Below are 26078 nucleotides of genomic sequence, written 5' to 3'. Positions count from 1 at the left end.
TGACGCCTTCGCGAGCAAGCCCGCTCCCACATTTGATCGCGATAGTCAGGAAAAACGCAGTCCCTGTGGGAGCGAGCTTGCTCGCGATGGCTACCTGAAAGTCACCACCACTGCGCGGGATGTGAACCCAGTTCCGTCGCGGGCAATGTCCACTGTAACGGCGTCCCGATGATCTTCAGCGGCGCCTGCAACCGATGCGCCGCCCCCCACGGCGTCTGCTCCACCACCATTCCCTGATCCTCTTGATCCTCTGCCCGCAACGGCTCATCGGACCCGGCCCCAGCCTCGATCAACAACCTCGCCGTACGCGCCAACGACAACCGGGCCGAGCCACCCATCCCGCTGCTCAAGCACCCTGCCAACAACCGGATCGCACTGGCCGCCATCAAATACCCGGTGGCGTGATCGAGGGCCTGTACCGGCAATGGCGTCGGCTTGTCCGCCTGCTTCCAGCGCATGCCCGCTTCGGCAATGCCACTGCTCATCTGCACCAGGCTGTCGAAGCCCCGTCGGTTTTGCCAGGGGCCGCTCCAGCCATAGGCGTTGAGGCAAACATCGATCAGGCCAGGGTTCAGTTGCCGGCGCTCATTCATGCCCAGGCCAAGTTGCTCCAGCGCATCGGCGCGATAGCCGTGGAGCAGAATGTCGGCGTCCTTGAGCAGGCGTTCGAATACGCCGCGGTCGGACCTGTCGTTCAGATCAAGACGCGCGCAACGTTTTCCCAAGGTGACTTCCGGCACCACCCCAGGCTCGTTCCAGGTCGGTGGATCGATGCGCAAGACATCGGCACCGAGGCCTGCCAGAAAACGACTGGCGATGGGGCCTGCCAGTACTCGGGTCAAGTCCAGCACCTTGATGCCGGCCAGTGGTCGAGCAACTGAACCTGTCCACGGTTTGCGGCTCTGACCTGGGTGATTGGCGAACAGAATCAAGGGTTCGGCATTCACTGCCCGGCCTTGAGGATGGACCTGCCATTGTTCCCAGGTGCGCATTTCGGCGGCGCAACCACCGGCATCGACCACTGCCTGCTCCAGCTCGCTTTTCGCCCATCGGACCACTTGGCCGGCCATCGCTGCGCGGTCGATACAGACACCGAGCACGCTTTCGGCAGCGGCGCGGTGATGGGGCGCGTTGGTGTGCAGGCGAATCCAGCCATCGCGGGTGGCGTAGTCGCCGGCCACCGGGTCCCACAACGGCGGAACGTTCCAGCCAAGCGGACGAATCGAGGTTGCGAACCAGAATGATGCGAGGCGCCGGTCAACTTCAAGGTCGGGCAAGCGCCCGGTTTGCTGGTGCAGCAGTTCGCTGGCGGCCTGGCCAGCGGCAGCGATGCTGGCGCAGGCCAGATCCGTGACGGCAAACGCCGAGGGCAGGGCGCCGCTGGACGTGAATGGAATCGGGGTGTGAGGCAAACCGAGTGCGGCTTGAATGGGCGTGAGCAGATCAGTCATCGATGGGCCCTCCGGAGCGAGAGCCAGATCTTAGATCAAAAAACTGAGGCCAGATGAAATCCCCTTGTGGGAGCGGGCTTGCTCGCGAAGGCGGAGTGTCAGTCGACATCAATACTGCCCGATACACCGCTTTCGCGAGCAAGCCCGCTCCCACAGGGGATCTTCTGTGGTCACAAAATTATACCCGGAACTGATCCATCAACTTCATCTGGTGGGTGGTCAGGGAGTTGAGCTGGCTGCTGATCTGCGCCGATTCGGTGGCCTGGCCGGTCAGGGTTTCGGTGACGGTGCGGATCGCCGAGACGTTGCGGTTGACCTCTTCGGCGACGGCGCTTTGCTGTTCGGCGGCGCTGGCGATCTGCAGGTTCATGTCGCTGATCACGGTGACCGCGTCGCTGATTTTGCCCAAGGCCTGGACCGCCTGCTGGATCTGTCCGGCATTGCTGTGGGCCTGGGTCTGGCTTGAATGCATGGTGGCGACCACGCCGCGGGTGCCGGACTGGATGCGTTCGATCACCAGGCGAATTTCTTCCACCGAATCCTGGGTGCGCTTGGCCAGGTTACGTACTTCATCGGCGACCACCGCGAAGCCACGACCACTTTCACCGGCACGGGCGGCTTCTATGGCGGCGTTGAGCGCCAGCAGGTTGGTTTGTTCGGCGATGCTGCGAATCACCTCCAGCACCGAACCGATCTGCTCGCTGTTGACCGCGAGGGCTTCGACTTCGGTCACGGCCTTGCTGACTTCTTCGGCCAGTTGATTGATGTCGCGGGTGCTGCGCTCGATGATCGACATGCCGTCGCGGGCCGACTGGTCGGCACCTTTCGCCGCATTGGCCGCGTTCGAGGCGCTGTTGGCGACATCGTGGGCGGTGGCGCTCATTTCGTTGGACGCGGTGGCGACCTGGTCGATTTCGCGGAACTGCACCTGCATGCCTTCACTGGTCTGGCGGGCGATTTCCGAAGACTGGTCGGCGGTGCCACGGGCATCGGTGATGCTTTGCTTGATCTGCGCGATGGTCGGTTGCAGCTTGTCGAGGAAGCGGTTGAACCAGCTCACCAGTTCGCCCAGCTCGTCCTTCTTGCTGTAGTGCAGACGCTGGGTCAGGTCGCCGTCACCACTGGCAATCGCCTTGAGCATGTCGGCCACGCTGTTGATCGGGCGGGTCACGCCGGACGCGGTGAGCCACATCAGCAACAGCCCGAGCAGGCCGGCAATCACCGCCACCGACAGCGCCTTGAGCGTGCCGCTTTGCTGGGCATCGTCGAGTACCGCTTGCAGCTTCACCGAGTCGGCCAGCAGCACTTGCCTGGGCAGGTCGATCACCACGGCCCAGGCCTTGGCATCGGCAATCGGGCTGACCGGGTACACCGCGCGGATCAGGTCGCCTTGCTGGAGAATTTTCGGTGCGCCATTCGCGAGCAACTGCAGGATGTCCTTGCCATCGGCGCCCAGGGTGTCGCCGATGTTCTTGCCGACTTTACCGGCATCGACACTGTAGGCGGCCAGCACGCCAGTGCCAGAAACGATGAGCATGTGCCCGGCACTGTTGAACAGGTCGCGCTGGGAGTTGACCGCCGCCGCTTGCAGGGCGTCGAGGGCGATGTCGATGCCGACCACGCCGATGGATTTGCCATCCACCAGCAACGGTACGGAAATGGTGGTCATCAACATTTCCTTGTTGCCGACCGTATCGGCATAGGGGTCGAGCAGGCAGATGCGCTTGCTGTCCCGAGGGCAGGTGTACCAGACGTTGTACGGCGTGCCGCTGAGGTTCAGGGTGGTTTTGGTCATGTCCTCTTCGACCATGATCGTGTTCAGCGTTTCACCACCGGCACGGCTGAAGTAGGTGGCGAAACGACCGATCTCGTTGGATTGACGGGCGGCGTCGTTGGCGAACTCGTTGTCCTTGCCGTCCAGGCCGTTGGGTTCGAACGCCAGCCAGATCCCCAGCACCTTGCTGTTGCGCTCGAAGGCGGTTTTCAGGCTCTGGTTCAACTCTTCACGCAGGGCGCCGGGCTCAAGGGAGCGCTTGGCGGCCAGGTTGCGCAAGTCCTGGATCTGGTCCGCGAGGGCGCTCACCACCGTTAGGGTTTCACCGAAGGTCTTCTGCACCCGCACCGCTTGCTCGGCGGCCTTGGCCTGGAGCAGGTCCTGCACACTGGCGGTGAGCATTCTGCTGCTGGAGTCGCTGACCAGGTCATCGTTCTGATTGGTCTGGTAGATGTTCATGCCCACTATCAAGGCGACTACGCCCAGCAGGCACAGACCGGACAGCAGGACGATTTTCAGGCGGATGGACAGTGAGTCGAACATAGGGCGAGCTCGCGAATGGATGAAGTGTGGGCTGTGGGCCGTTGCGGCTCACTCGCTAAATCCATTTAGCGCCGATCAATGCACATCGGCGTGGCGCTGAGGTTACATGAGGGGCAACCCGACGAGCGGTAATGGTTGAACGTTTGCGCAGAAAAATGTGCCGAAAAGCGCTTTAAAACGAAGAAAAGTCGCGGAGTTGTTCAGGAGAGTTCCGGCAGTGATTCCGGTCGTGACCAGATCCACAGATTGCCCAGCCCCATCCCGGCAATCGCCAGGTAAATCGGCCAGCCGTGATCGAGCATCACTAACATGAGACCTGCACATAACAGCATGCTGACCGTGGCGCTGACTTTTGCCCGACGCGCGATGATCTTGCCGTTGCGCCAGTTATGGAGGATGGGGCCGAACAGCCGGTGGTTTTCCAGCCAGGCACTCAGGCGCGGCGAACTGCGGGTCGCGGCCCAGGCGGCCAGCAGGATGAACTCGGTGGTTGGCAGGCCGGGTATGACGATGGCGATCAGGCCGATGCCCAGGCTGACATAGGCCAGCAGGCCGAAGAGGAGGCGGGAGAGTTTTGAAGAGGCAGGCATGGGCTCAAGGCAACAGGTGAGGCGAATCGAAATCCTACAGACTTGCTTCGTCCAATGTGGGAGCGGCGGTGCGGCGATCCGACTTGCTCGCGAAGGCGGTCTGACATTCAAAAAACATGTCGACTGATACTCCGCTTTCGCGAGCAAGCCCGCTCCCACAGGGATTATGCGTCTCAGGCCGGCTCGGCGGTTGTCGAATAAGCCTGCTCCAGCAACACGGTAAACCGGTTGAACGCGTCGATGGCGCCTTTTTCCACTTCGGCTTCTTCCTGGGCGCTGAAGGCCAGGCCGTCCAGTGTCTTGACGAAGCTCTTCCAGCCTTCAGCGCGGCCACCGGCCGGTTCGCCGAGGTGGCGGGCACCGAAGGTTTCGCTCAGGCCAAGGCCCACGGCACGCTTGATCAGGAACGCCGCGCCGAGCTTCGAGCCTTCCGAAACAAAGATCCAGCCCAGGGCTTCAGCCTTGGTCGGGTTCTTCAGTGCGCCGGCCACAGGTGCTGGCACGTCGGTGTCCAGGTCCGCGAGGTCGGCTTTGGCTGCATCGGCACGGCAGCGGGCCGGCAGGTCCGGGACGATGGCGGTCAGTTCGGCATCGTTGTACAGCGACACCAGTTCCGACTGGAACAGGTACTGCGCCACCACGAAACGGGCGAAATTGGCCGGGGTTTCAAACGGGGCATGGGCCTTGACCAGGGCATCGAGCTTGCTGTGCGGCTCGTTGGTGATCTGGTTCAAACGCTGCGAACGCAGGTTGGGGCGTTGTTCGGTGGCCTGGGTAGTCATGGCATTTCCTTGGAGAAAGAAGAGGCGCTTGGTAACGAGACGAACAGGAAGGCGCCTGACAGTAAAAAATCCCCACCGGGCGGTTTGATGTAACCGCCCGGCGAGATGAGCGGATCAGATATCCCAGATCAGGTTGACCGCAAAGTTGCGACCCGGCTGGGTCAGGCGGTCGAGGTTGGCCGGTTGGGTCACCGAGGCTTCGCCGACGCTGTCGTAGCCGCGCACGTCATCCCACAGCCAGTATTTCTTGTCGGTGAGGTTGTAGACGCCGCCGCTGACGGTTACGTCGTCGGTCACTTTGTAGAACGCACTCAGGTCCAGAATGCCGAAACCGGGGGTCTTGAACTGAGTGCTGGTGCCGTCCGGGGTTTTGAAGCTGGTGCTGTCGACGCGGTCCTTCTTCTTCACCAGGGTCCAGCTGAGCAAGCCGCCGTAGGTGTCCTGGTCGTAGCCCAGGCCGAATACGCCGGTCAGCGGGTTGACGCTGTTGAGCGGCTCGCCGTTGTCGTCGTTGCGACCATAGGCATAGGCCACCGAGCCTTGGGTGTAGAGGCCTTGCGGTGCGCCGAAGGCGTCGAGGTTCAGGCGGCCCTTGACCTCGGCACCCTTGATGGTGGCGTGCTTGATGTTGTTGCTCTGGAACGTGGTCTCGGTGTAGCCAGGAGTGATGGCGTTCTCGTTAATGAAGTCGCGGTATTTGTTGTAGAACACGGCGACGTCAAATGAGCCCTGCTCGAAGTTGCCGCGCAAACCTGTCTCGTAGCTTTTGCTCTTTTCCGGTTCGAGGTCCGGATTAGGCGCGACCTTATAGCCGCCAGCGATGTTTTCGAAACGACCGTACAACGCCTTGGCGGTCGGGGTGCGGAAGCCTTCGGCGTACTGGCCGTACCAGGTGTAGTGGTCGTTGAAGCTGTAGGTGGTGCCGAACTTCGGCGACAGGCGATGCCAGGTCTTGGTCTCGTCGCTCACCACGCCGTTGCCGCTCTGGTCGGCGGTGGCCAGGAACTCGTCGGTGATGTGTGGTTTGAGCTGGGTGTAGTCGTAGCGTGCACCGGGCAGGAAGGTCCAGTTGCCCCAGCTGATCTGATCCTGGGCGAACAGGGCGTAGCTGTTGATGGTCGGGTCCGGGAAGTCACTGGCGGGTGTCAGCGTGTCGGTGGCGCTAGGGGCGCCAATGACCCGGCAGGCACCGGCCACGGTCAGGCAGGTGCCGGCACCGGTACGCAGGCCGGTAACTTTGTCCTGCTTGATGGTGGTGCCATAGGTGACGAGGTGTTCGGTGTCGGCGATGGCAAACGACTTGTCAGCCTGGGCATCGAATACCCATTGGCGATCCTTGTAGGTGGTATCGCGGTTACGCAGCACGGTTCGTGACGGCGGCGCGTAGATTTCCTCGGTGGTCTGGTCGGTCTTGGCGATCTGGTAGTTCAGCGTCCACTTGATGTTGTCAGCCAGTGCGCTGTCCAGACCGAAGCTGTGTTCCAGGCCAAAGCGTTCGCGGGTGATCGTGTCGTTACCAGTACGGGACTTGTAGTAGCCGAAACCGCGTCCGGCATTGAACGGGCCGCCCACTGCGCTCAATTGATTGGTGTCGCGGTCGTCCTTGTAATGCTCGTAGGTCAGGCCCAGGCGCGCGTCGTCGGCGTAATTCCAGCCCAGTTTTGCCAGCACGCTGGTGGTGCGCGCGTCCTGGGGGTTGGCTTCAGTACGGTTCAGGCCAGTGCCGCCGGTTTCGCCATAGGACTCTGTTTCATGACCGTTGCGTTGACTGAGATGCAGCAGGCCATCGAACTCGCCGGTACGGCCGGCGACGGTGCCGGAAGTCAGCCAGCTGTCGTCGGCGGAGCTGTAGCCGGTTTTCAGACGTGCGCCGACGTCCTTGCCCGGTTTGATGATGTCGTCCGGGTCCAGCGTGTAGTAACTGACCGCACCGCCAATGGCGCTGCTGCCATACAGCACCGACGCCGGGCCCCGGAGGATTTCCACGCGCTTGACGATTTCCGGGTCGACATAGTTGCGGTTGGTCTGGGCATAGGGGCCATTGAAGAAACCGTCGGGCACCTGCACGCCATCGACCTGGGTCAGTACGCGGTCGCCATCGATGCCGCGAATGTTGTAGCCGGTGATACCCGCCCGCTGGCCGGCGCCGCCTACCGATACACCGGGTTCGTAGCGCACCAGTTCCTTGATGGTATTGACGTTGTTGCGGTCCAGATCTTCGCGAGTGTAGACAGAGACCGTGCTCGGTACGCTGTTCACATCCTGCTCGTTACGGGTGGCGCTGATGGTCACCTGATCCAGATTCAGGGCGCTGCTACCACTGCGCTTTTCCAGCACGATGCTGTTGTTGCCCAGTTTGCGATAGCCCAGGTTGGTCCCCACCAACAGGCGATCCAGGGCTTTCTCCGGCGACAGCGAGCCGCGTACTCCCGGCGAGGCCACACCCTGTGCCAGCTCCGACGACACGCCGACCTGCCAGCCCGTCACGGCGGTAAAGGCATTGAGTGCCGACACCAGTGATTGCTGGGGAATGGCGAACGAGTAGTCGCCCATTTTGCGGGTCGATTGCTCGGTGGCGGTGGCGGCCATGAGCGGTGCGGTACCGGCCATCAGGATGGCGGCGGTCAGCAGCGACAGCACGCGGGAAGGTGTAGGGGCTTGGCGGGTAAGGCGAGGGGACATCGATAGCGCTCCGTGTCGCACGAATCTTTATAGGTGCTGATCGGCATGGTGAGATGCGAATCAATTGCATTGGCTATAACGAGACGTACGGGTTTGGCTATCGAGTAAAAATAATTCTCATTCAGTTCAAGATGACCAGCGCCGGGAATTCCTGGAGCCGTGCCGAAGTGATGTGAGCCAGGGAGCGAACCACGTCCAGCGGCTGATCGAGGCGGTAGTTGCCCGTTACGGTGACATCGGCCAACTGTTCGTTGTTGTTGATGATCCAGCCCGGGTAGTAGCGGCGAAGTTCTGCCAGCACCTGGTTCAACGGGCAGTTTTCGAATACCAGCCGTCCCTGGACCCACGCCAGGTCGGTGGCGGCATCCAGCTTGGCCGGGCGGTCGAATCCGTTGGGGCCGATGCGAATGCTTTCCCCGGCAGACAAGCGCACCCGCGCGTCATCCCGGGTGGCGCGCAAGTCGACATCCCCGCGTTGCACCCGTACCTGCGCCACGCCGTCGAGGTAACGCACGGCAAATGCGGTATCGCGAACGCTGGCCGTGACCGGGCCGGCGTCGATTTCCAGTGGTTGGCCGCGATTGGCCTGCACTTCGAAAAACGCTTCGCCCTGATACAGACGGGCAACACGTAGCTGGTCGTTGATGGTGCTTGAGAACGCCGAATTGGTATTGAGCAGGACCCTGGAACCGTCCTCCAGTTGCAGGCGCTGGCGCTCGCCGACCACCGTCAGGTGATCGGCCTGCAGGCGCATCGGCAAACTGCTGAAACTGAACAGCCCGAGCAGCAGCACGGCGGCGGTGGCCAGTGGTTTCCAGTGCGGGCGTAGTCGGGCGAGGACAGTGACTTTCGCCGGACGGGCGGCCAGGCTTTGCGCGCACTGCGTCACTTGCGGGCCGTCCCAGATCGCCTGGGCCTTGGCGAACGCCTGGGCATTCAACGGATCGGCGTCGAGCCATGCATGGAACTGGCGGGTCTGCTCCTCGTCGGGACTGCCGAGCACGATCAGCCAGTCCAGGGCCTGGTCCATCGCGCTTGCGGGGTCCTGCGCCGATGAAGGCGCAGGGGAGCGGTGGTTGTCCGTCACGGTGTTTCCTCGGCAGTGTCTGTGCACGGCTGTTTTTTTAGTGAAGCGTAAAAAGTGGGCCAAGGGTAGCAAAGCCCGAGGATCAGCGCAGTCGGTCCCGGTAAGCGCAGGGCCTTGGCGCTCAGTTGGCGTTCAAGCGATCGGCAACCCCGATGCAAATCGACATGATCAGTTTGAGTTCTTTCTGCACGGTACTGAGGGACACGTTCAGCTCCTCGGCGATTTCCTGGTAGCTGTGCCCGTGCAGGCGGCTGAGGATGAAAATCCGCTGCTGGCGGGCGCTGAGTTGACCGAGGCTCACGTTCAGGCGCTCCAGCAATTGTTCGGCGTGGGCGGCGTCTTCGGCGCTGCTGGTGGGGGCGGCGATGCTGTACACCACCTCCTGCGGCACGTCGTCGACCATGGTGCGCGAATGGATGCGCCGCGCGCGCAAATGGTCCAGCGCCAGGTTGCGCGCCGTCTGGAAGACAAAGGGCTCAAGATGATCGATGGCCCGTTCGCTCAATGCACGGGTCACCCGCAGGTAGGTTTCCTGCAAGAGGTCTTCAGCAGTGCTGTGATTGTTGACCATCCGTTCCAGCGTGCGCAGCAGGGAGGTGCGCTGGGCGAGGAAAACGTGATTGAAGCGCGACTGACTCACGGGAGAACCTGATCCATTTCGAGTAGATGATAATGCTTATCATCTACTCGAGTGGTCAAGTACTGATTTGTGAAGCTTTATGCGCGGCCCTGCAAATAGGTGGCGTAATCGGGAATCCGATGGGGGTGCGCCTGATCCATCAGCGGGCTGCTGAGCAGGTAGTCGGCGCTGCATTCGTTGCACGCCACCGGGATGTTCCACACCGCCGCGACCCGCAGCAACGCTTTGATGTCCGGGTCGTGGGGCTGAGGTTCGAACGGGTCCCAGAAAAACACCAGCATGTCGACCCGCTGCTCGGCGATTTGCGCACCAAGCTGCTGGTCGCCGCCCAGCGGCCCGCTGATCATGCTTTGCACCGGCAGGTCGAGGCGTTGTTGCAACAACAACCCCGTGGTGCCGGTGGCGACCAGATCATGCTGGGCCAGCCTGTCTTTTTGCCGTTCGGCCCAGTCCAGCAAGAACACCTTGCAGTGGTCATGGGCGACCAGGGCGATACGCTTGCGCGCCGCCATGGTCTTTTGCGTAAAGCTGATGCCGATCATCGATAACTGTTTCCTGGCGTAATGCGTTGTGTAGGAGCTGCCGAAGGCTGCGATCTTTTGATCTTGTTCTTAAAAAGCAAAATCAAAAGATCGCAGCCTTCGGCAGCTCCTACAGTCGTAAGCTTCGCTTACTCGGCGTTGCACAGCGCCAGGCAGTTATCGAGCATGCGGTTGGAGAAGCCCCATTCGTTGTCATACCACGCCAGTACCTTGAGCAGCTTGCCGCTGGACTTGGTGTGGTTGGCGTCGAAGATCGACGACAGCGGGTTGTGGTTGAAGTCACTGGAGACCAGCGGCAGGGTGTTGTACCCAAGGATCTTCGAGTGCTGGCTGGCTTCTTTCATCAGCGCATTGACTTCCTCTGCGCTGGCTTCTTTTTTCAGATGCACCGTCAGGTCCACCAGCGACACATTGATCACCGGTACGCGTACCGACATGCCGGTCAGTTTGCCCGCCAGTTCCGGCAGCACCAGGCCCACCGCTTCAGCAGCACCGGTCTTGCTCGGGATCATGTTCTGGGTGGCCGAACGGGCGCGGTACGGATCGACGTGATAGACGTCGGTCAGGTGCTGATCGTTGGTGTAGGCGTGAATGGTGGTCATCAGACCGCTTTCGATTCCCAGCTCGCGATGCAGCACCTGGGCCACCGGGGCCAGGCAGTTGGTGGTGCACGACGCGTTGGAAATGATCTGGTGCGATTGGCGCAGAATGTCATGGTTCACCCCGTAAACGACGGTGGCATCGGCGCCTTTGGCCGGGGCCGAGATGATCACTTTGCGCGCGCCGGCCGTAATATGCGCGGCGGCCTTGGCCCGGTCGGTGAACAGACCGGTGCATTCGAACACCACATCAATCTTTTCCGCGGCCCAGGGCAGGTCGGCCGGGTTGCGGATGGCGCTGACCGAAATGCGGTCGCCGTTGACCGTCAGGCTCTCCTGGTCGTGCTGGACATCGGCATCGAACGTGCCGTGAACGGTGTCGTACTTGAGCAGATGAGCGTTGATCGCGCTGTCTCCCAGGTCGTTGATGGCGACGATCTGCAGATCCTGACGGTAGCCCTGGGTATAGAGTGCGCGCAGGACATTACGGCCGATGCGGCCAAAACCATTGATTGCGATTCGAAGAGTCATAGTGCGGCGCTACCGTCGTTTTGTTGTTGGAATTACAAGATTATTCGTAAAAAAATAGAAAACAAGCCTTTTTGATGGCAATATTTTGTTCGATCTACAACGAGTGACCTGAATCAACTGGTCCAACCGATCAAGAAAACCGTCTGTCATCCCATCGACACCGGCCTTTGATCAGCATAGACAATCAGGTCGCCACATCCGTTAGCCTGGAGTTCTACACATGCATCCCCGCGTCCTTGAGGTCACCGAACGGCTTATCGCCCGCAGCCGCGCCACGCGTGAGGCTTACCTTGCATTGATTCGCGGTGCGGCCAGCGACGGTCCGATGCGCGGCAAGCTGCAATGCGCCAACTTCGCCCATGGCGTGGCCGGTTGCGGCAGCGACGACAAGCACAGCCTGCGGATGATGAACTCCGCCAACATCGCAATAGTTTCGTCATATAACGACATGCTCTCGGCGCACCAGCCGTACGAAGTCTTCCCCGAACTGATCAAGAAAGCCCTGCGCGAAATCGGCTCCGTCGGCCAGTTCGCCGGTGGCACCCCGGCGATGTGCGATGGCGTGACCCAGGGTGAGCCGGGCATGGAACTGAGCCTGCCGAGCCGCGAAGTGATCGCGTTGTCCACGGCCGTGGCGCTGTCCCACAACATGTTCGACGGCGCGCTGCTGCTCGGCATCTGCGACAAGATAGTGCCGGGCCTGATGATGGGCGCGCTGCGCTTCGGTCATCTGCCAATGATCTTCGTGCCGGGCGGGCCGATGGTGTCGGGCATTTCCAACAAGCAGAAAGCCGATGTGCGCCAGAAGTACGCCGAAGGCAAGGCGACCCGCGAAGAGCTGCTGGAATCGGAAATGAAGTCCTACCACAGCCCTGGCACTTGCACCTTCTACGGCACCGCCAACACCAACCAGTTGCTGATGGAAGTCATGGGCCTGCACCTGCCGGGCGCGTCCTTCGTCAACCCGAACACGCCGTTGCGCGATGCCTTGACCCGCGAAGCGGCGCACCAGGTCACGCGCCTGACCAAGCAGAACGGTGACTACATCCCGATCGGCGAAATCGTCGACGAGCGTTCGCTGGTCAACTCGATTGTCGCGCTGCACGCCACGGGCGGCTCGACCAACCACACCCTGCACATGCCGGCCATCGCCATGGCGGCGGGCATTCAATTGACCTGGCAGGACATGGCCGACCTCTCCGAAGTCGTGCCGACCCTGAGCCACGTCTACCCGAACGGCAAAGCCGACATCAACCACTTCCAGGCCGCGGGCGGCATGTCGTTCCTGATCCGCGAGCTGCTGGAAGCCGGGCTGCTCCACGAAAACGTCAACACCGTGATGGGCCACGGTCTGAGCCGCTACACCCAGGAGCCGTTCCTCGACAATGGCCAACTGGTCTGGCGCGAAGGTGTGACTGACAGCCTCGATGAAAGCATCCTGCGTCCGGTCGCCCGCGCGTTCTCGGCGGAAGGTGGCCTGCGGGTGATGGAAGGCAATCTCGGTCGTGGCGTGATGAAAGTCTCCGCCGTGGCCGTGGAAAACCAGATCGTCGAAGCGCCGGCCATGGTGTTCCAGGATCAGCAGGACCTGGCCGATGCGTTCAAGGCCGGTTTGCTGGAAAAGGATTTTGTCGCGGTGATGCGCTTCCAGGGCCCGCGCTCCAACGGCATGCCGGAGCTGCACAAGATGACGCCGTTCCTCGGCGTGTTGCAGGATCGCGGCTTCAAGGTGGCGCTGGTGACCGACGGGCGCATGTCCGGCGCGTCGGGGAAAATCCCGGCGGCCATTCATGTCAGCCCCGAAGCTTATGTCGGTGGCGCTTTGGCGCGGGTGCAAGAGGGCGATATCATCCGCGTCGATGGCGTCAAAGGCACCCTGGAGCTTAAGGTGGACGCCGAAGAATTCGCAGCGCGCATACCGGCCAAAGGCCTGTTGGGCAACAACATCGGCACCGGTCGCGAGCTGTTCGGTTTCATGCGCATGGCCTTCAGCTCGGCGGAGCAGGGCGCCAGCGCCTTTACTTCTGCCCTGGAGACGCTTAATTGAAACTGGCTTTGGTCGGTGACATCGGTGGGACCAACGCACGTTTCGCGTTGTGGAAAAACCAGCAACTGGAATCGGTCCAGGTGCTGGCAACGGCAGATTTCCCCAGCCCGGTAGAGGCAATCAGCCTGTACCTCAATGGCCTGGGGCTGGCGCCGGGTGCGATCGGCTCGGTGTGTCTGTCGGTGGCAGGCCCCGTGAGTGGTGATGAATTCAAGTTCACCAACAATCACTGGCGCCTGAGCCGCAAGGGCTTTTGCCAGACCTTGCAGGTGGACCAGTTGTTGTTGGTCAATGACTTCTCGGCCATGGCTTTGGGCATGACCCGTTTGCAGCCCGGCGAATTCCGCGTGGTCTGCGAAGGCACGCCGGAGCCGCTGCGCCCGGCGGTGGTGATTGGCCCGGGCACGGGCCTGGGCGTCGGCACCTTGCTCGATTTGGGCGAGGGCCGATTTGCCGCGTTGCCGGGGGAGGGCGGTCACGTCGATCTGCCATTGAGCAGTCCGCGTGAAACCCAACTCTGGCAGCACATCTTCAACGAAATCGGCCATGTCAGTGCAGAAACAGCCCTGAGCGGCGGCGGCTTGCCCCGCGTCTATCGGGCGATCTGTGCGGTGGACGGGCACACGCCGGTGCTCGACACGCCGGAAGCGATTACTGCTGCCGGGCTGGCGGGCGACCCGATTGCCGTGGAAGTGCTTGAGCAGTTCTGCTGCTGGCTCGGTCGCGTGGCCGGCAACAACGTGCTGACCACCGGTGGTCGCGGTGGCGTGTACATCGTGGGCGGGGTGATTCCGCGGTTTGCCGATTTCTTCCTCGAAAGCGGTTTCGCCCGGTGCTTTGCCGACAAGGGTTGCATGAGCGATTACTTCAAGGGGATTCCGGTGTGGCTGGTGACGGCGCCGTATTCGGGATTGATGGGGGCGGGTGTGGCTTTGGAGCAATCTCTCCCAGCCTGAAATACGATCAAAATGTGGGAGCGGGCTTGCTCGCGAAAGCAGTGTGTCAGTCAACCAATATGTTGAATGTTACGACGCCTTCGCGAGCAAGCCCGCTCCCACAGTTGTTTCTGTGGTGTTTGTAGAATCAGCGCTTAAGGCATAATCCGCCCAATTCAAACAACAAGGACGCCGCCCCGTGAGCTCAGTCAACAAGTCGATTTTGTTGGTCGATGACGATCAAGAGATACGCGAGTTGCTGGATACCTACCTGACCCGCGCCGGTTTCCAGGTACGTACCACGCCCGACGGTGCCGGCTTTCGCCAGGCGCTGAACGAGGCGCCGAGTGATCTGGTGATCCTTGATGTGATGTTGCCCGACGAAGACGGCTTCAGCCTGTGCCGCTGGATTCGCCAGCATCCGCGCCAGGCGCAGGTGCCGATCATCATGCTCACCGCCAGTTCCGACGAAGCCGACCGCGTCATCGGCCTGGAACTGGGCGCCGACGATTACCTCGGCAAGCCCTTCAGCCCACGGGAATTGCAGGCACGGATCAAGGCGTTGCTGCGCCGCGCGCAGTTCGGTCAGGAGCGCAGTGGCGGTGAGGTGCTGGCCTTCGATGACTGGCGGCTGGACATGGTCAGCCATCGGCTGTTTCACATCGACGGCGAAGAGGTGATTCTCTCGGGCGCCGACTTTGCGCTGCTGAAGCTGTTCCTCGATCACCCGCAGGAAATCCTCGACCGCGACACCATCGGCAACGCCACCCGCGGCCGTGAACTGATGCCCCTGGATCGCATCGTCGACATGGCGGTCAGCCGGTTGCGCCAGCGCCTGCGCGATACGGAGAAACCGCCACGGTTGATCCGCACCGTGCGTGGCAGCGGCTACCAACTGGCAGCCAACGTGGTTGCCAGCAATGGTCACTGAGACTTTGCGCAAGCTCGCCGCCAAGGTGCCGATGCCGCGTTCGCTGCTCGGGCGGATGTTGCTATTGACCCTGCTGGCGGTGTTGTTCGCCCAGGCGTTGTCGAGCGTGATCTGGGTGTCGCAACTGCGCGCCACGCAGCTCGAGGGTCTGGTCACCAGCGCCCGCAGCCTGGCCCATTCAATGACCGCCAGCGTCAGTTATTTCCGTTCGTTGCCAGTGGCGTTTCGACCCTTGGTCCTCGACCAATTGCGCAGCATGGGCGGCACCCGGTTCGTGGTGACGCTCAACGACAAACCCCTGGGCATGGAAGTATTGCCCATCACCCCGCGCAAAGAGGCGGTGCTCAAAGCGGTGGACGAGGTGTTGCGCCAGTCCCTCGGCCAGGACACGGACATCTCGGTGACCTTCGTCAGCCCGGAGGACCTGCGCATCTTCAATGGCGGCCTGAAGCTCGATGAGTTGCCACGCTCCTGGGCGCACTACGCGCTGACCCTGGAGCCGGTGAATCCGCCGGTGCTGGTTACGCAGATCCAGATGGCGCCGGGCGAATGGCTGTACATCGCCTCGCTGTTGCCCGAGCCCTACACCAGTCTTGAAGAGCAGGGCCTGCCGGCGCAGCAGGTGTGGTTCATCGTCCTGACCAGTAGCTTCTTGCTGTTGTTCATCGGCCTGCTGGTGCACTGGCAGAGTCGTCCGCTCAAGCGCCTGGCGCGGGCGGCGCGGGACCTGTCGCTGGGGGCCGACGTGGAGCCGGTGGCCGAGGGCGGCGGCAGCGAAGTGGTCGAGGTCGGGCGCGCCTTCAACACCATGCGCGAGCGCATCAGCCGTTACCTGACCGAGCGCAGCCAGTTGTTCAGCGCCATTTCCCACGACCTGCGCACACCGATCACCCGCTTGCGCCTGCGGGTTGAATTGCTCGAAGACGAAACGCTGCAAGCCAAGTTCGGGCGTGATCTGGACGAGCTCGAATTGCTGGTCAAGGGCGCGCTGCAATGTGTGAAAGACACCGACATCCACGAGAACATCGAACCGGTGGATCTCAATCATGTGCTCGATTGTCTGGTGGAGCCGTACCTTGCCCCCAATGGCAACGGCCGCGTGACCCAGCAAGGGCGGGCACTGGCGGCGTACCCGGGCAAACCGCTGGCGCTCAAACGCTGCATCGGCAACCTGATCGACAATGCGTTGAAGTACGGGCAGAACGCGCACCTGCACATCGATGACGATGAAAGCGCGTTCATCCTGCATGTCGATGATGAAGGGCCGGGCGTGCCGGAGCAGCGGCTGGAGCAGGTGTTCGAACCGCACTTCCGCCTGGCCGGGCAACAGCAGGGTTATGGCTTGGGGCTGGGGATTGCCCGCAACATTGCCCATAGCCATGGTGGTGAGGTCAGCTTGCAGAATTTGCGTGAGGGCGGGTTGCGGGTGACGTTGCAGTTGCCCCGCTCGATAGATTGAAAGTCAAAAGATCGCAGCCTTCGGCAGCTCCTACACCGATTCCCGTAGGAGCTGCCGAAGGCTGCGATCTTTTGATCTTGCTTTGCAATTGTCACAGCTTGGTGACATAACCCACCCCCTTCGTTACATGCCCGCCTTCGTCCGTTGTTTATGCTGCCCCACAGTCATAACAACAAAAAAGGTACGCCATGGACACCTTCCAACCAGCCTTCAGCAGTTGGCTGAACGCACCTGCCCATCAGCAATGGCTCGTCACCGAAGGCTTGCGCCTGCTGGCCTTCGCCAAGGCTTCGAAGCTGCCTGAAGGCTTCGGCAACCTCGATGAAAAAGGCCGCCTCGCACCTGATGCGCAAGCCCAGACCATGAACACCGCGCGCATGACCCACAGCTTCGCCATGGCCCACATTCAGGGCTTGCCGGGTTTTGCCGAACTGGTCGATCACGGCGTTGCCGCCCTGCGCGGGCCGTTGCGCGACGTGCTGCATGGTGGCTGGTTTGCGACCGCCGAACATCGCGACGGCAATACCGGCAAGAATGCCTATCTGCACGCTTTCATCGCGCTGGCCGCCAGTTCTGCGGTGGTCGCGCAGCGTCCCGGTGCACAAGCCTTGCTCGATGATGCCATCGATATCATCGACACCTGTTTCTGGAGCGAAGAAGAAGGCGCGATGCGCGAGTCTTTCAATCGCGACTGGAGCGAAGAGGAGGCGTACCGGGGTGCCAACAGCAACATGCACGCCACCGAAGCCTTCCTCGCCCTGGCCGATGTAACTGATGACAACCGTTGGCTGAGCCGTGCCCAACGGATTGTCGAACGGGTAATCCATGCTCACGCCGCCGCCAACGATTACCTGGTGATCGAGCATTTCGACCGCGCCTGGCAACCGCTGCGCGAGTACAACCGCGACAATCCGGCCGACGGCTTCCGCCCCTACGGCACCACCCCGGGCCATGGTTTCGAGTGGGCGCGGCTGTTGCTGCACCTCGAGGCGTCGCGGGTGAAGGCCGGGATGCTCACGCCGGGCTGGCTGGTCACCGACGCGCAAAAACTGTTCGAGCACAATTGCCTCCACGGCTGGGACGTCGATGGCGCGCCGGGCATTGTCTACACCCTGGACTGGGACAACAAAGCGGTGGTCCGCCATCGCCTGCACTGGACCCATTGCGAAGCCAGCGCTGCCGCAAGTGCCTTGCTCAAGCGCACTGGCGATGGGCAATACGAACACTGGTACCGACTGTTCTGGGAATTCTGTGACAGTCATTTCATCGACCGCGAAGGCGGCAGCTGGCATCACGAACTCGACCCGCTGAACCGCCCGAGTGCCGATATCTGGCCCGGCAAACCTGACCTTTACCACGCCTGGCAAGCCGTGCTGATTCCGCGCCTGGCGCTGGCGCCGAGCATGGCCACGGCGCTGGCGCAGTTGTCCCAGAGCGGTTCTATGTAACCATGCGGTGACATTCGCGCATCCCTTCGTTACCTGCGAGGGGATATCCCCTGTTTAGAATCTTATGCAGCGCAAGCAACAGACTTGCATGCATAACAACAAGAAAGGTGCTCCTAGATGAATGCGATTTCTCGCCTCGCTACTGTCATTTCTCTCGCTTCCCTGTCTGCACTCCCTCTCAGTGTCCTGGCCGCCGAATCCAAAGGTTCCGTTGAAGTCGTTCACTGGTGGACTTCCGGTGGTGAAAAAGCAGCGGTCGATGTCCTGAAGGCTCAAGTCGAAAAAGACGGCTTCACCTGGAAGGACGGCGCAGTCGCCGGCGGTGGCGGTTCCACAGCCATGACCGTACTCAAGAGTCGCGCCGTAGCCGGCAACCCGCCGGGCGTTGCACAGATCAAGGGTCCGGACATCCAGGAGTGGGGCAGCACCGGCCTGCTCAGCACCGATGCATTGAAAGACGTTTCCAAGGCGGAAAACTGGGATGGCCTGCTGTCGAAGAAAGTCTCCGACACCGTGAAGTACGAAGGTGACTACGTCGCCGTGCCGGTGAACATCCACCGCGTCAACTGGCTGTGGATCAACCCGGAAGTGTTCAAGAAAGCCGGGATCGAAAAAGCCCCGACTACCCTGGAAGAATTCTATGCCGCCGGCGACAAGCTCAAGGCGGCCGGCTTCATCGCGCTCGCCCACGGCGGTCAGCCTTGGCAGGACAGCACCGTGTTCGAAGACGTGGTGCTCTCGGTCATGGGCGCTGACGGTTACAAGAAAGCCCTGGTCGACCTGGACCAGAAAACCCTGTCCGGCCCGGAGATGACCAAGTCGTTCGCCGAGCTGAAAAAGATCACCGGCTACATGGACCCGAACCGCGCCGGTCGTGACTGGAACATCGCCGCCGCCGAAGTCATCAATGGCAAGGCCGGCATGCAGATGATGGGCGACTGGGCGAAAAGCGAGTGGACGGCGGCGAAGAAAGTCGCGGGCAAGGACTACCAGTGCGTAGCGTTCCCGGGCACTGAAAAAGCCTTCACCTACAACATCGATTCCCTGGCGGTGTTCAAGCTCAAGGCCGATCGCAAGGGCGACATCGCTGCCCAGCAAGACCTGGCCAAGGTCGCATTGGGTACCGACTTCCAGAAAGTCTTCAGCATGAACAAGGGTTCGATCCCGGTGCGTAACGACATGCTGAACGAAATGGACAAGCTCGGCTTCGACGAGTGCGCCCAGAAGTCGGCGAAGGACTTCATCGCGGACGACAAGACCGGCGGTCTGCAACCGAGCATGGCGCACAACATGGCCACCTCCCTGGCCGTGCAAGGCGCGATCTTCGACGTGGTCACCAACTTCATGAATGACAAGGATGCTGACCCGGCCAAGGCCAGCGCCCAACTGGCCTCGGCTGTCAAAGCGGCCCAGTAACTCCTGACACAGCCTGACCCCAATGTGGGAGCGGGCTTGCTCGCGAATGCGGACTGACATTCAACATTGATGTCGACTGACACACCGCTTTCGCGAGCAAGCCCGCTCCCACAAGGGATCACCGTGTCGATTCATTTCTCTAAACCAGGATTATCCCGATGAGCTCTGTGGCGGTTTTCAGCAAAGCCTCACCGTTCGATGCGCTGCAACGCTGGCTACCCAAGTTGGTACTGGCGCCGAGCATGCTGATCGTGTTGGTTGGTTTCTACGGTTACATCATCTGGACGTTCATTCTGTCCTTCACCAACTCCAGCTTCATGCCGAGCTACAAGTGGGTCGGCCTGCAGCAATACATGCGCCTGATGGACAACGACCGCTGGTGGGTCGCGAGCAAGAACCTTGCGCTGTTCGGCGGCATGTTCATCGGCATCAGCCTGGTGCTGGGCGTGTTCCTCGCTGTGCTGCTGGATCAGCGCATTCGCAAGGAAGGCTTCATCCGCACCGTCTACCTGTACCCGATGGCGCTGTCGATGATCGTCACCGGTACCGCGTGGAAATGGCTGCTCAACCCAGGCCTGGGCCTGGACAAGATGCTGCGTGACTGGGGCTGGGAAGGCTTCCGTCTCGACTGGCTGGTGGATCAGGATCGCGTGGTGTACTGCCTGGTGATCGCCGCCGTGTGGCAAGCCTCCGGCTTTGTCATGGCGATGTTCCTGGCCGGTCTGCGCGGTGTCGATCAGTCGATCATCCGTGCCGCGCAAGTCGATGGCGCGAGCCTGCCGACCATCTACCTGAAGATCGTCCTGCCGAGCCTGCGCCCGGTGTTCTTCAGCGCGTTCATGATCCTGGCGCACATCGCGATCAAGAGCTTCGACCTGGTCGCGGCGATGACTGCGGGCGGTCCGGGTTACTCCTCCGACCTGCCGGCGATGTTCATGTATTCCTTCACCTTCAGCCGTGGCCAGATGGGCATCGGTTCGGCCAGCGCCATGCTGATGCTCGGCGCCGTACTGACCATCCTCGTGCCGTACCTGTACTCCGAGCTGCGAGGCAAACGCCATGACTAATCAACTCGGAAAATCGGGTATCAGTTTCAGCCGCATCGCGATCTACGCCACCTTGCTGTTGGCAGCGGCGGTGTACCTGATCCCGTTGGTGGTGATGCTGCTGACCAGTTTCAAATCCCCGGAAGACATCCGTACCGGCAACCTGTTGAGCTGGCCGACCGTGATCGACGGCATCGGCTGGATCAAGGCCTGGGACGTGGTCGGCGGCTACTTCTGGAACTCGGTGAAGATCACCGTGCCGGCGGTGCTGATTTCCACGTTTATTGGTGCGATGAACGGCTACGTGCTGTCGATGTGGCGCTTCCGTGGTTCACAGCTGTTCTTCGGCCTGTTGCTGTTTGGCTGCTTCCTGCCGTTCCAGACCGTGCTGTTGCCAGCCTCGTTCACCCTCGGCAAGTTCGGCCTGGCCAACACCACCACCGGCCTGGTGCTGGTGCACGTGGTCTACGGCCTGGCGTTCACCACGCTGTTCTTCCGCAACTACTACGTGAGCATTCCGGATGCGCTGGTCAAGGCTGCAAGGCTCGATGGCGCGGGCTTCTTCACGATCTTCCTGAAGATCCTGCTGCCGATGTCGATCCCGATCGTGATGGTCTGCCTGATCTGGCAGTTCACCCAGATCTGGAACGACTTCCTGTTCGGCGTGGTGTTCGCCAGTGGCGACGCCCAGCCAATTACCGTGGCCCTGAACAACCTGGTCAACACCAGCACCGGGGCCAAGGAATACAACGTTGATATGGCCGCCGCGATGATCGCCGGGCTGCCGACACTGCTGGTCTACATATTCGCTGGCAAGTATTTCCTGCGTGGGCTGACGTCCGGCGCGGTCAAGGGGTAGAAACATGGCAACTCTCGAATTACGCAACGTCAACAAGACCTACGGCCCCGGCTTGCCGGACACCCTGAAAAACATCGAACTGAAGATCGATGACGGTGAGTTCCTGATCCTGGTCGGCCCGTCGGGCTGCGGCAAGTCGACCTTGATGAACTGCATCGCCGGCCTGGAAACCATCAGCGGCGGCGCGATCCTGGTGGACGACGCCGACATCAGCGGCATGAGCCCCAAGGATCGCGACATCGCCATGGTGTTCCAGTCCTACGCGCTGTATCCGACCATGAGCGTGCGCGACAACATCGCCTTCGGCCTGAAGATCCGCAAAATGCCGACCGCCGAAATCGACGAAGAAGTCGCTCGGGTTTCCAAGCTGTTGCAGATCGAACACCTACTCAGCCGCAAGCCCGGACAGCTCTCCGGTGGCCAGCAACAGCGTGTGGCGATGGGCCGTGCACTGGCGCGGCGGCCGAAGATTTATCTGTTCGACGAGCCGCTGTCCAACCTCGACGCCAAGCTGCGGGTCGAGATGCGCACCGAAATGAAACTGATGCACCAGCGACTGAAAACCACCACGGTCTACGTGACCCACGACCAGATCGAAGCCATGACCCTGGGCGACAAGGTGGCGGTGATGAAGGACGGGATCATCCAGCAGTTCGGCACGCCGAAGGACATCTACAACAACCCGGCCAACCTGTTCGTGGCGAGCTTCATCGGTTCGCCGCCGATGAACTTCATCCCGCTGCGCCTGCAGCGCAAGGACGGTCGCCTGCTGGCGTTGCTCGACAGCGGCCAGGCCCGTTGCGAGTTGCCGCTGGGCATGCAGGATGCCGGTCTTGAAGACCGCGAAGTGATCCTCGGCATGCGCCCTGAGCAGATCATCCTGGCCAACGGCGAAGCGAACGGCTTGCCGACCATTCGTGCCGAAGTCCAGGTCACCGAACCGACCGGGCCCGACACCCTGGTCTTCGTCAACCTCAACGACACCAAGGTCTGCTGCCGCCTGGCACCGGACGTGGCGCCGGCGGTGGGCGAGACCCTGACCCTGCAATTCGACCCGGCGAAAGTGCTGCTGTTCGATGCGAAAACAGGTGAGCGACTGGGCGTCGCTGGCGTAGCGAAAACCGAATCGCACGCTGCCAACGTCGCACAGTTCAAAGGCCGCTGAAGATCAAGAAATGTGGGAGCGGGCTTGCTCGCGAAAGCGGTGGATCAGTCGACATCTGCGTTGAATGGCACACCGCCTTCGCGAGCAAGCCCGCTCCCACAGGGGGATTCGCGCTGCGCGGCCTGTCGCGCATTGCACCGGATGTAACCGCGTTAAAAAAAAGAAAAGTTAATAACAATAAAACGAGGAAGTAGGGATGAAGATGAAGAACAAGGCCCGGTTGATCTGCCAGGTTTCAGCAGCGGCAGCACTGGTTCTGGCCGGCAATGCGATGGCCGATGAAGCGTTCAGCTCCGACTCCAAGTGGATGACGGGCGACTGGGGTGGCGAGCGTACCAGGCTGATCGAGCAAGGCATCGACATCAAGATGGACTACGTCGGTGAAGTCGGTGGCAACCTCAATGGCGGTTTCAACGATGACAAGACCGCGCGCTACGCCGACCAGTTTGGCCTGGGCGCGGCGCTGGACCTGGAGAAACTGTTCGGCTGGGATAATACCCAGGCCAAGATCCAGCTCACCAACCGTAACGGTGAGAACATCTCCAACGACCGTATCGGCGATCCACGTGCCGGCACCTTGAGTTCCTCCCAGGAAGTCTATGGTCGTGGTCACATGGTCCGACTGACCCAGCTGTGGATTCAGCACCAGTTCTTCGACAACAAGCTGGACGTCAAAGCCGGTTATTTCGGTGAAGGTGAAGACTTCAACACCTTCCCGTGCGAATTCCAGAACCTGGCGTTCTGCGGATCCCAGGTCGGTAACTGGGCGACCAACATCTGGTACAACTGGCCGGTCAGCCAGGCGGCGATCCGCGTGAAGTACAACATCAATGACGAGCTCTACGCACAGATCGGCGCGTACAACCAGAACACGTCGCAACTGGAGCACGGTAACGGCTTCAAGCTCAGCGGCAGTGGCACCAATGGCACCGTCCTGCCGGTCGAGTTGGTCTGGTCGCCGAAGGTCAACAACCTGCCGGGTGAATACCGTGTCGGTTACTACAAAAGTACCTCCGATGCCGACGACGTTCTCAAGGACGACAACGGCCAGGACGCAGCGACCACTGGCAACCCTTATCGCGTCCACGATAGCAAGCACGGCTACTGGTTCGTCGCGCAGCAGCAGCTCACCAGCCACAACGGTGACGCTTCTCGCGGTCTGAACATCGCGGCCAACGCCACTTTCCACGACAAGGACACCAACTTCATCGACAACTACCAGTCGCTGATGTTCGTGTACAAGGGCCCGTTCGACGCGCGTCCGAAGGATGACGTGGGCATCGGTTTCGCCCGTATCCATGTCAACGATGACGTGAAGAAAAACGCCGAGCTGACCAACGCGGCCAACGGTGTTTCGGAATACGAAAATCCGCTGTTCTCGCCCATTCGTGAAACCGAATACAACTACGAGATCAACTACGGCTTCCACGTGACCAACTGGCTGACCGTACGTCCCAACCTGCAATACGTCACTCACCCGGGTGGTGTGGATGAAGTCGACAACGCGCTGGTGGCCGGCCTGAAAATTCAGTCGGTGTTCTAACGCGTCTGCGATAAGCTTCTCTCCATGTGCGCATATTTGCGGACAGCCATGGCTGTCCGCTTTTTTTTGCGGGCCGCGCACCCCGGTGACAGTTGATTTCAGGACCGTGGCACATGCTTGAGCATCCGCTACAACGCTTCTTCAAATCCTTGCGCGAACGTCCGGTGTTCGCGTGGGAGCGCTATCAGACGCGCGATGTACTGGTGATCGATCATCCGCTGTGTCAGGCGGTGTTCAGCCGTCAGGGCGCGCAGCTGTTGCACTTCCAGCCCAAGGGCCAGAAACCCTGGCTGTGGTGCGCGGCAAAGTGGCCGCAGGTCGGCGCCATTCGTGGCGGCGTGCCGGTGTGTTGGCCTTGGTATGGCCGGCATCCGAGCGAAAACGCCTGGCCGTCCCATGGCTGGGCGCGGTTGCTCGACTGGAAGCTGCTCGACAGCAACAGTGACGACGATGGCGTGCGATTGCACTGGCAACTGAAGTTGTGCGACTGGCAGGTGGACCTGCATGCGCACCTGGGTGAACGCATGGAACTGCGCCTGAGCACCGAGCATCAGGACGACATGCCGTGCCAGTTGAGCCAGGCTTTGCATGCTTACTGGCGTATTGGCGATGTCAGTGAGATAGCGCTGTCTGGGCTCGAGGGGGCGCAGGGTTACGACCAGTTGAGCCGGCAGGTTTGTCAGCAGGAAGGCGAGTTACGCGTTGATGGTGGGTGTCAGCGAGTGTTCCAGCATGACGGCGAATTGCAGCTCAACGACCATGCTTGGGACCGGGCGTTGTGCATTGATACCGGGGATACCGCAGACACGGTGGTGTGGCATCCCGGTTCACGTCCGTTGCTCGGTGTGACCTGGAACGAGATATCCGAATTTGTCTGTGTGGAAGCGGCGAGCGGCGGTACCGACAGCCTGTGCCTTGCGCCTGGGGAGCGGGCGCATTTGAGTTTGCAGGCGCGGGTGGGGGGGTAGAGGAAGATCAAAGAGATCGCAGCCTTCGGCAGCTCCTACAAGGGGGCGTGTACACCTGTAGGAGCTGTCGAGTGAAACGAGGCTGCGATCTTTTGCGCGAAGCGTCCTAATTGAACTCATCACCCACCGGATACCGGCTGGCATTCAAGCTCTCCTTGATCTTGCGCAAATGCGGCTGGAAGTCCACGCCCCGGCGCAAGGTCATCCCGGTGGCGAGTACGTCCAGCACGGTCAGCTGGATGATTCGCGACGTCATCGGCATGTAGATGTCGGTGTCCTCCGGCAGCGGGATGTTCAGGCTCAGGGTGCTGGCCTTGGCCAGTGGCGAGTTCTCGGCGGTCAGGCCAAGCACCGAGGCGCCGTTTTCCCGGGCGATGCGCGCCACTTCCACCAGTTCGCGGGTGCGGCCGGTGTAGGAAATGATCACGAACAACTCGCCGGTATGGGCCACCGAGGCAATCATGCGCTGCATCAGCACATCCGCGTGGGCCGTGACGGCGAGGTTGAAGCGGAAGAACTTGTGCTGCGCATCCAGTGCCACCGGGGCCGAGGCGCCGAGGCCGAAGAAGTGGATCTGCCGTGCCTGGATCAGCAGGTCGACGGCGCGGCTGATCAGGTTCGGGTCCAGTGCCTGGCAGGCGCTGTCCAGGGAGGCGATGGCGCTGCCGAAGATCTTCCGGGTGTAGGCCTCCGGATTGTCATCGGCTTCCACCGCACGGCTGACATAGGCGGCGCCACTGGCCAGGCTCTGGGCCAGTTGCAGTTTGAGCTCGGGGTAGCCGCTGACGCCGAACGAACGGCAGAAACGGTTGACCGTCGGTTCGCTGACCGAAGCGGCCTGGGCGAGGGCGGCGATGCTGAAGCGGGTGGCCTGCTGCGGGTTGAGCAGGATCACCTCGGCGACTTTGCGTTCGGCCTTGTTCAGCTCTTCAAGGCGATTCTGGATTTGCTCCAGTAAATTTCGCACGCGGTCCATATAAGTATCCTTTACACCTGCGCCAACAAGCGCGCGGCTAATGCAAAAAGGGCCTTTGGTGAGG

General features: G+C 61.3%; 21 protein-coding genes and 1 pseudogene. 11 read left to right on the top strand and 11 right to left on the bottom strand.

What is annotated here, in order from left to right:
* Positions 1-101: 101 nt before the first annotated feature.
* From AC3IP0_RS22310 to gap, 10 genes and pseudogenes are all read right to left on the bottom strand, one after another.
* Positions 102-1451, bottom strand: coding sequence for a CoA transferase (locus AC3IP0_RS22310; RefSeq protein WP_489317026.1), 1350 nt, complete (start codon positions 1449-1451; stop codon positions 102-104).
* 178 nt (positions 1452-1629) lie between these two features.
* Positions 1630-2385, bottom strand: a complete 756-nt coding sequence (locus AC3IP0_RS22305) for a methyl-accepting chemotaxis protein (protein WP_404942368.1) — start codon at positions 2383-2385, stop codon at positions 1630-1632.
* A 102-nt stretch (positions 2386-2487) separates the two neighbouring features.
* Positions 2488-3627, bottom strand: a pseudogene (locus AC3IP0_RS22300) (methyl-accepting chemotaxis protein); the annotation flags it as partial.
* 341 nt (positions 3628-3968) lie between these two features.
* Positions 3969-4358 (bottom strand): YbaN family protein, encoded by a 390-nt coding sequence (locus AC3IP0_RS22295; protein WP_489317025.1) that lies wholly within the window; start codon positions 4356-4358, stop codon positions 3969-3971.
* 173 nt (positions 4359-4531) lie between these two features.
* Entirely contained in the window at positions 4532-5140 is a 609-nt protein-coding gene (locus AC3IP0_RS22290; protein WP_489317024.1) for a biliverdin-producing heme oxygenase, read from the bottom strand.
* A gap of 114 nt (positions 5141-5254) precedes the next feature.
* Entirely contained in the window at positions 5255-7822 is a 2568-nt protein-coding gene (locus AC3IP0_RS22285) for a TonB-dependent receptor (protein WP_489325952.1), read from the bottom strand.
* 121 nt (positions 7823-7943) lie between these two features.
* A complete protein-coding gene (locus AC3IP0_RS22280; RefSeq protein WP_489317022.1) occupies positions 7944-8909 on the bottom strand; it encodes a FecR family protein in 966 nt (321 codons plus the stop codon).
* 121 nt (positions 8910-9030) lie between these two features.
* Positions 9031-9549 carry an RNA polymerase sigma factor gene (locus tag AC3IP0_RS22275; RefSeq protein WP_489325950.1) on the bottom strand — a complete coding sequence of 173 codons (519 nt, stop codon included), beginning with the start codon at positions 9547-9549 and terminating at the stop codon, positions 9031-9033.
* Between the two features lie 77 nt (positions 9550-9626).
* Positions 9627-10091 carry a methylglyoxal synthase gene (locus AC3IP0_RS22270; protein WP_489325948.1) on the bottom strand — a complete coding sequence of 155 codons (465 nt, stop codon included), beginning with the start codon at positions 10089-10091 and terminating at the stop codon, positions 9627-9629.
* A gap of 128 nt (positions 10092-10219) precedes the next feature.
* The gene (gap, locus tag AC3IP0_RS22265) at positions 10220-11221 is read right to left on the bottom strand and encodes a type I glyceraldehyde-3-phosphate dehydrogenase (protein WP_046042246.1); all 1002 of its coding nucleotides are present in this window, start codon (positions 11219-11221) and stop codon (positions 10220-10222) included.
* Between the two features lie 220 nt (positions 11222-11441).
* Here gap and edd point away from each other — a divergent pair, with 220 nt between their 5' ends.
* The 11 genes from edd (at position 11442) to AC3IP0_RS22210 (ending at position 25038) form a co-directional block, all read left to right on the top strand.
* Complete coding sequence (gene edd, locus AC3IP0_RS22260; protein WP_489325946.1) at positions 11442-13268, top strand: phosphogluconate dehydratase; 1827 nt, start codon at positions 11442-11444, stop codon at positions 13266-13268.
* The gene (locus tag AC3IP0_RS22255) at positions 13265-14224 is read left to right on the top strand and encodes a glucokinase (RefSeq protein WP_489325944.1); all 960 of its coding nucleotides are present in this window, start codon (positions 13265-13267) and stop codon (positions 14222-14224) included. Before edd ends, AC3IP0_RS22255 begins: the two co-directional genes overlap by 4 nt.
* A gap of 178 nt (positions 14225-14402) precedes the next feature.
* The gene (locus AC3IP0_RS22250) at positions 14403-15134 is read left to right on the top strand and encodes a response regulator (protein WP_008050538.1); all 732 of its coding nucleotides are present in this window, start codon (positions 14403-14405) and stop codon (positions 15132-15134) included.
* A 31-nt stretch (positions 15135-15165) separates the two neighbouring features.
* Positions 15166-16593: an ATP-binding protein gene (locus AC3IP0_RS22245; RefSeq protein ID WP_489319814.1), complete on the top strand. Its 1428-nt coding sequence runs from the start codon at positions 15166-15168 to the stop codon at positions 16591-16593.
* Positions 16594-16781: 188 nt separating this feature from the next.
* Positions 16782-18041 (top strand): D-mannose isomerase, encoded by a 1260-nt coding sequence (locus AC3IP0_RS22240; protein ID WP_489325942.1) that lies wholly within the window; start codon positions 16782-16784, stop codon positions 18039-18041.
* Positions 18042-18158: 117 nt separating this feature from the next.
* Positions 18159-19457 carry an ABC transporter substrate-binding protein gene (locus AC3IP0_RS22235; RefSeq protein ID WP_489317018.1) on the top strand — a complete coding sequence of 433 codons (1299 nt, stop codon included), beginning with the start codon at positions 18159-18161 and terminating at the stop codon, positions 19455-19457.
* A 158-nt stretch (positions 19458-19615) separates the two neighbouring features.
* Positions 19616-20524 carry a carbohydrate ABC transporter permease gene (locus AC3IP0_RS22230; RefSeq protein WP_008032969.1) on the top strand — a complete coding sequence of 303 codons (909 nt, stop codon included), beginning with the start codon at positions 19616-19618 and terminating at the stop codon, positions 20522-20524.
* Entirely contained in the window at positions 20517-21362 is an 846-nt protein-coding gene (locus AC3IP0_RS22225) for a carbohydrate ABC transporter permease (protein ID WP_007974434.1), read from the top strand. Before AC3IP0_RS22230 ends, AC3IP0_RS22225 begins: the two co-directional genes overlap by 8 nt.
* A 4-nt stretch (positions 21363-21366) precedes the next feature.
* Positions 21367-22527, top strand: a complete 1161-nt coding sequence (locus AC3IP0_RS22220) for an ABC transporter ATP-binding protein (RefSeq protein ID WP_160389177.1) — start codon at positions 21367-21369, stop codon at positions 22525-22527.
* A gap of 196 nt (positions 22528-22723) precedes the next feature.
* Complete coding sequence (locus tag AC3IP0_RS22215) at positions 22724-24070, top strand: carbohydrate porin (RefSeq protein WP_489317017.1); 1347 nt, start codon at positions 22724-22726, stop codon at positions 24068-24070.
* A gap of 113 nt (positions 24071-24183) precedes the next feature.
* On the top strand, positions 24184-25038 hold the full coding sequence (locus tag AC3IP0_RS22210; protein ID WP_423502229.1) for a D-hexose-6-phosphate mutarotase: 855 nt from the start codon (positions 24184-24186) through the stop codon (positions 25036-25038).
* Positions 25039-25144: 106 nt separating this feature from the next.
* Here AC3IP0_RS22210 and AC3IP0_RS22205 read toward each other — a convergent pair whose 3' ends face one another.
* Positions 25145-26005 (bottom strand): MurR/RpiR family transcriptional regulator, encoded by an 861-nt coding sequence (locus tag AC3IP0_RS22205; protein ID WP_177336938.1) that lies wholly within the window; start codon positions 26003-26005, stop codon positions 25145-25147.
* Positions 26006-26078 lie beyond the last annotated feature (73 nt).

The sequence above is a fragment of the Pseudomonas sp. GL_103 genome, from assembly GCF_057835175.1.
The sequence above is the reverse complement of the archived record's forward strand: the minus strand, read 5'-3'. Positions and strand labels throughout refer to the sequence as shown.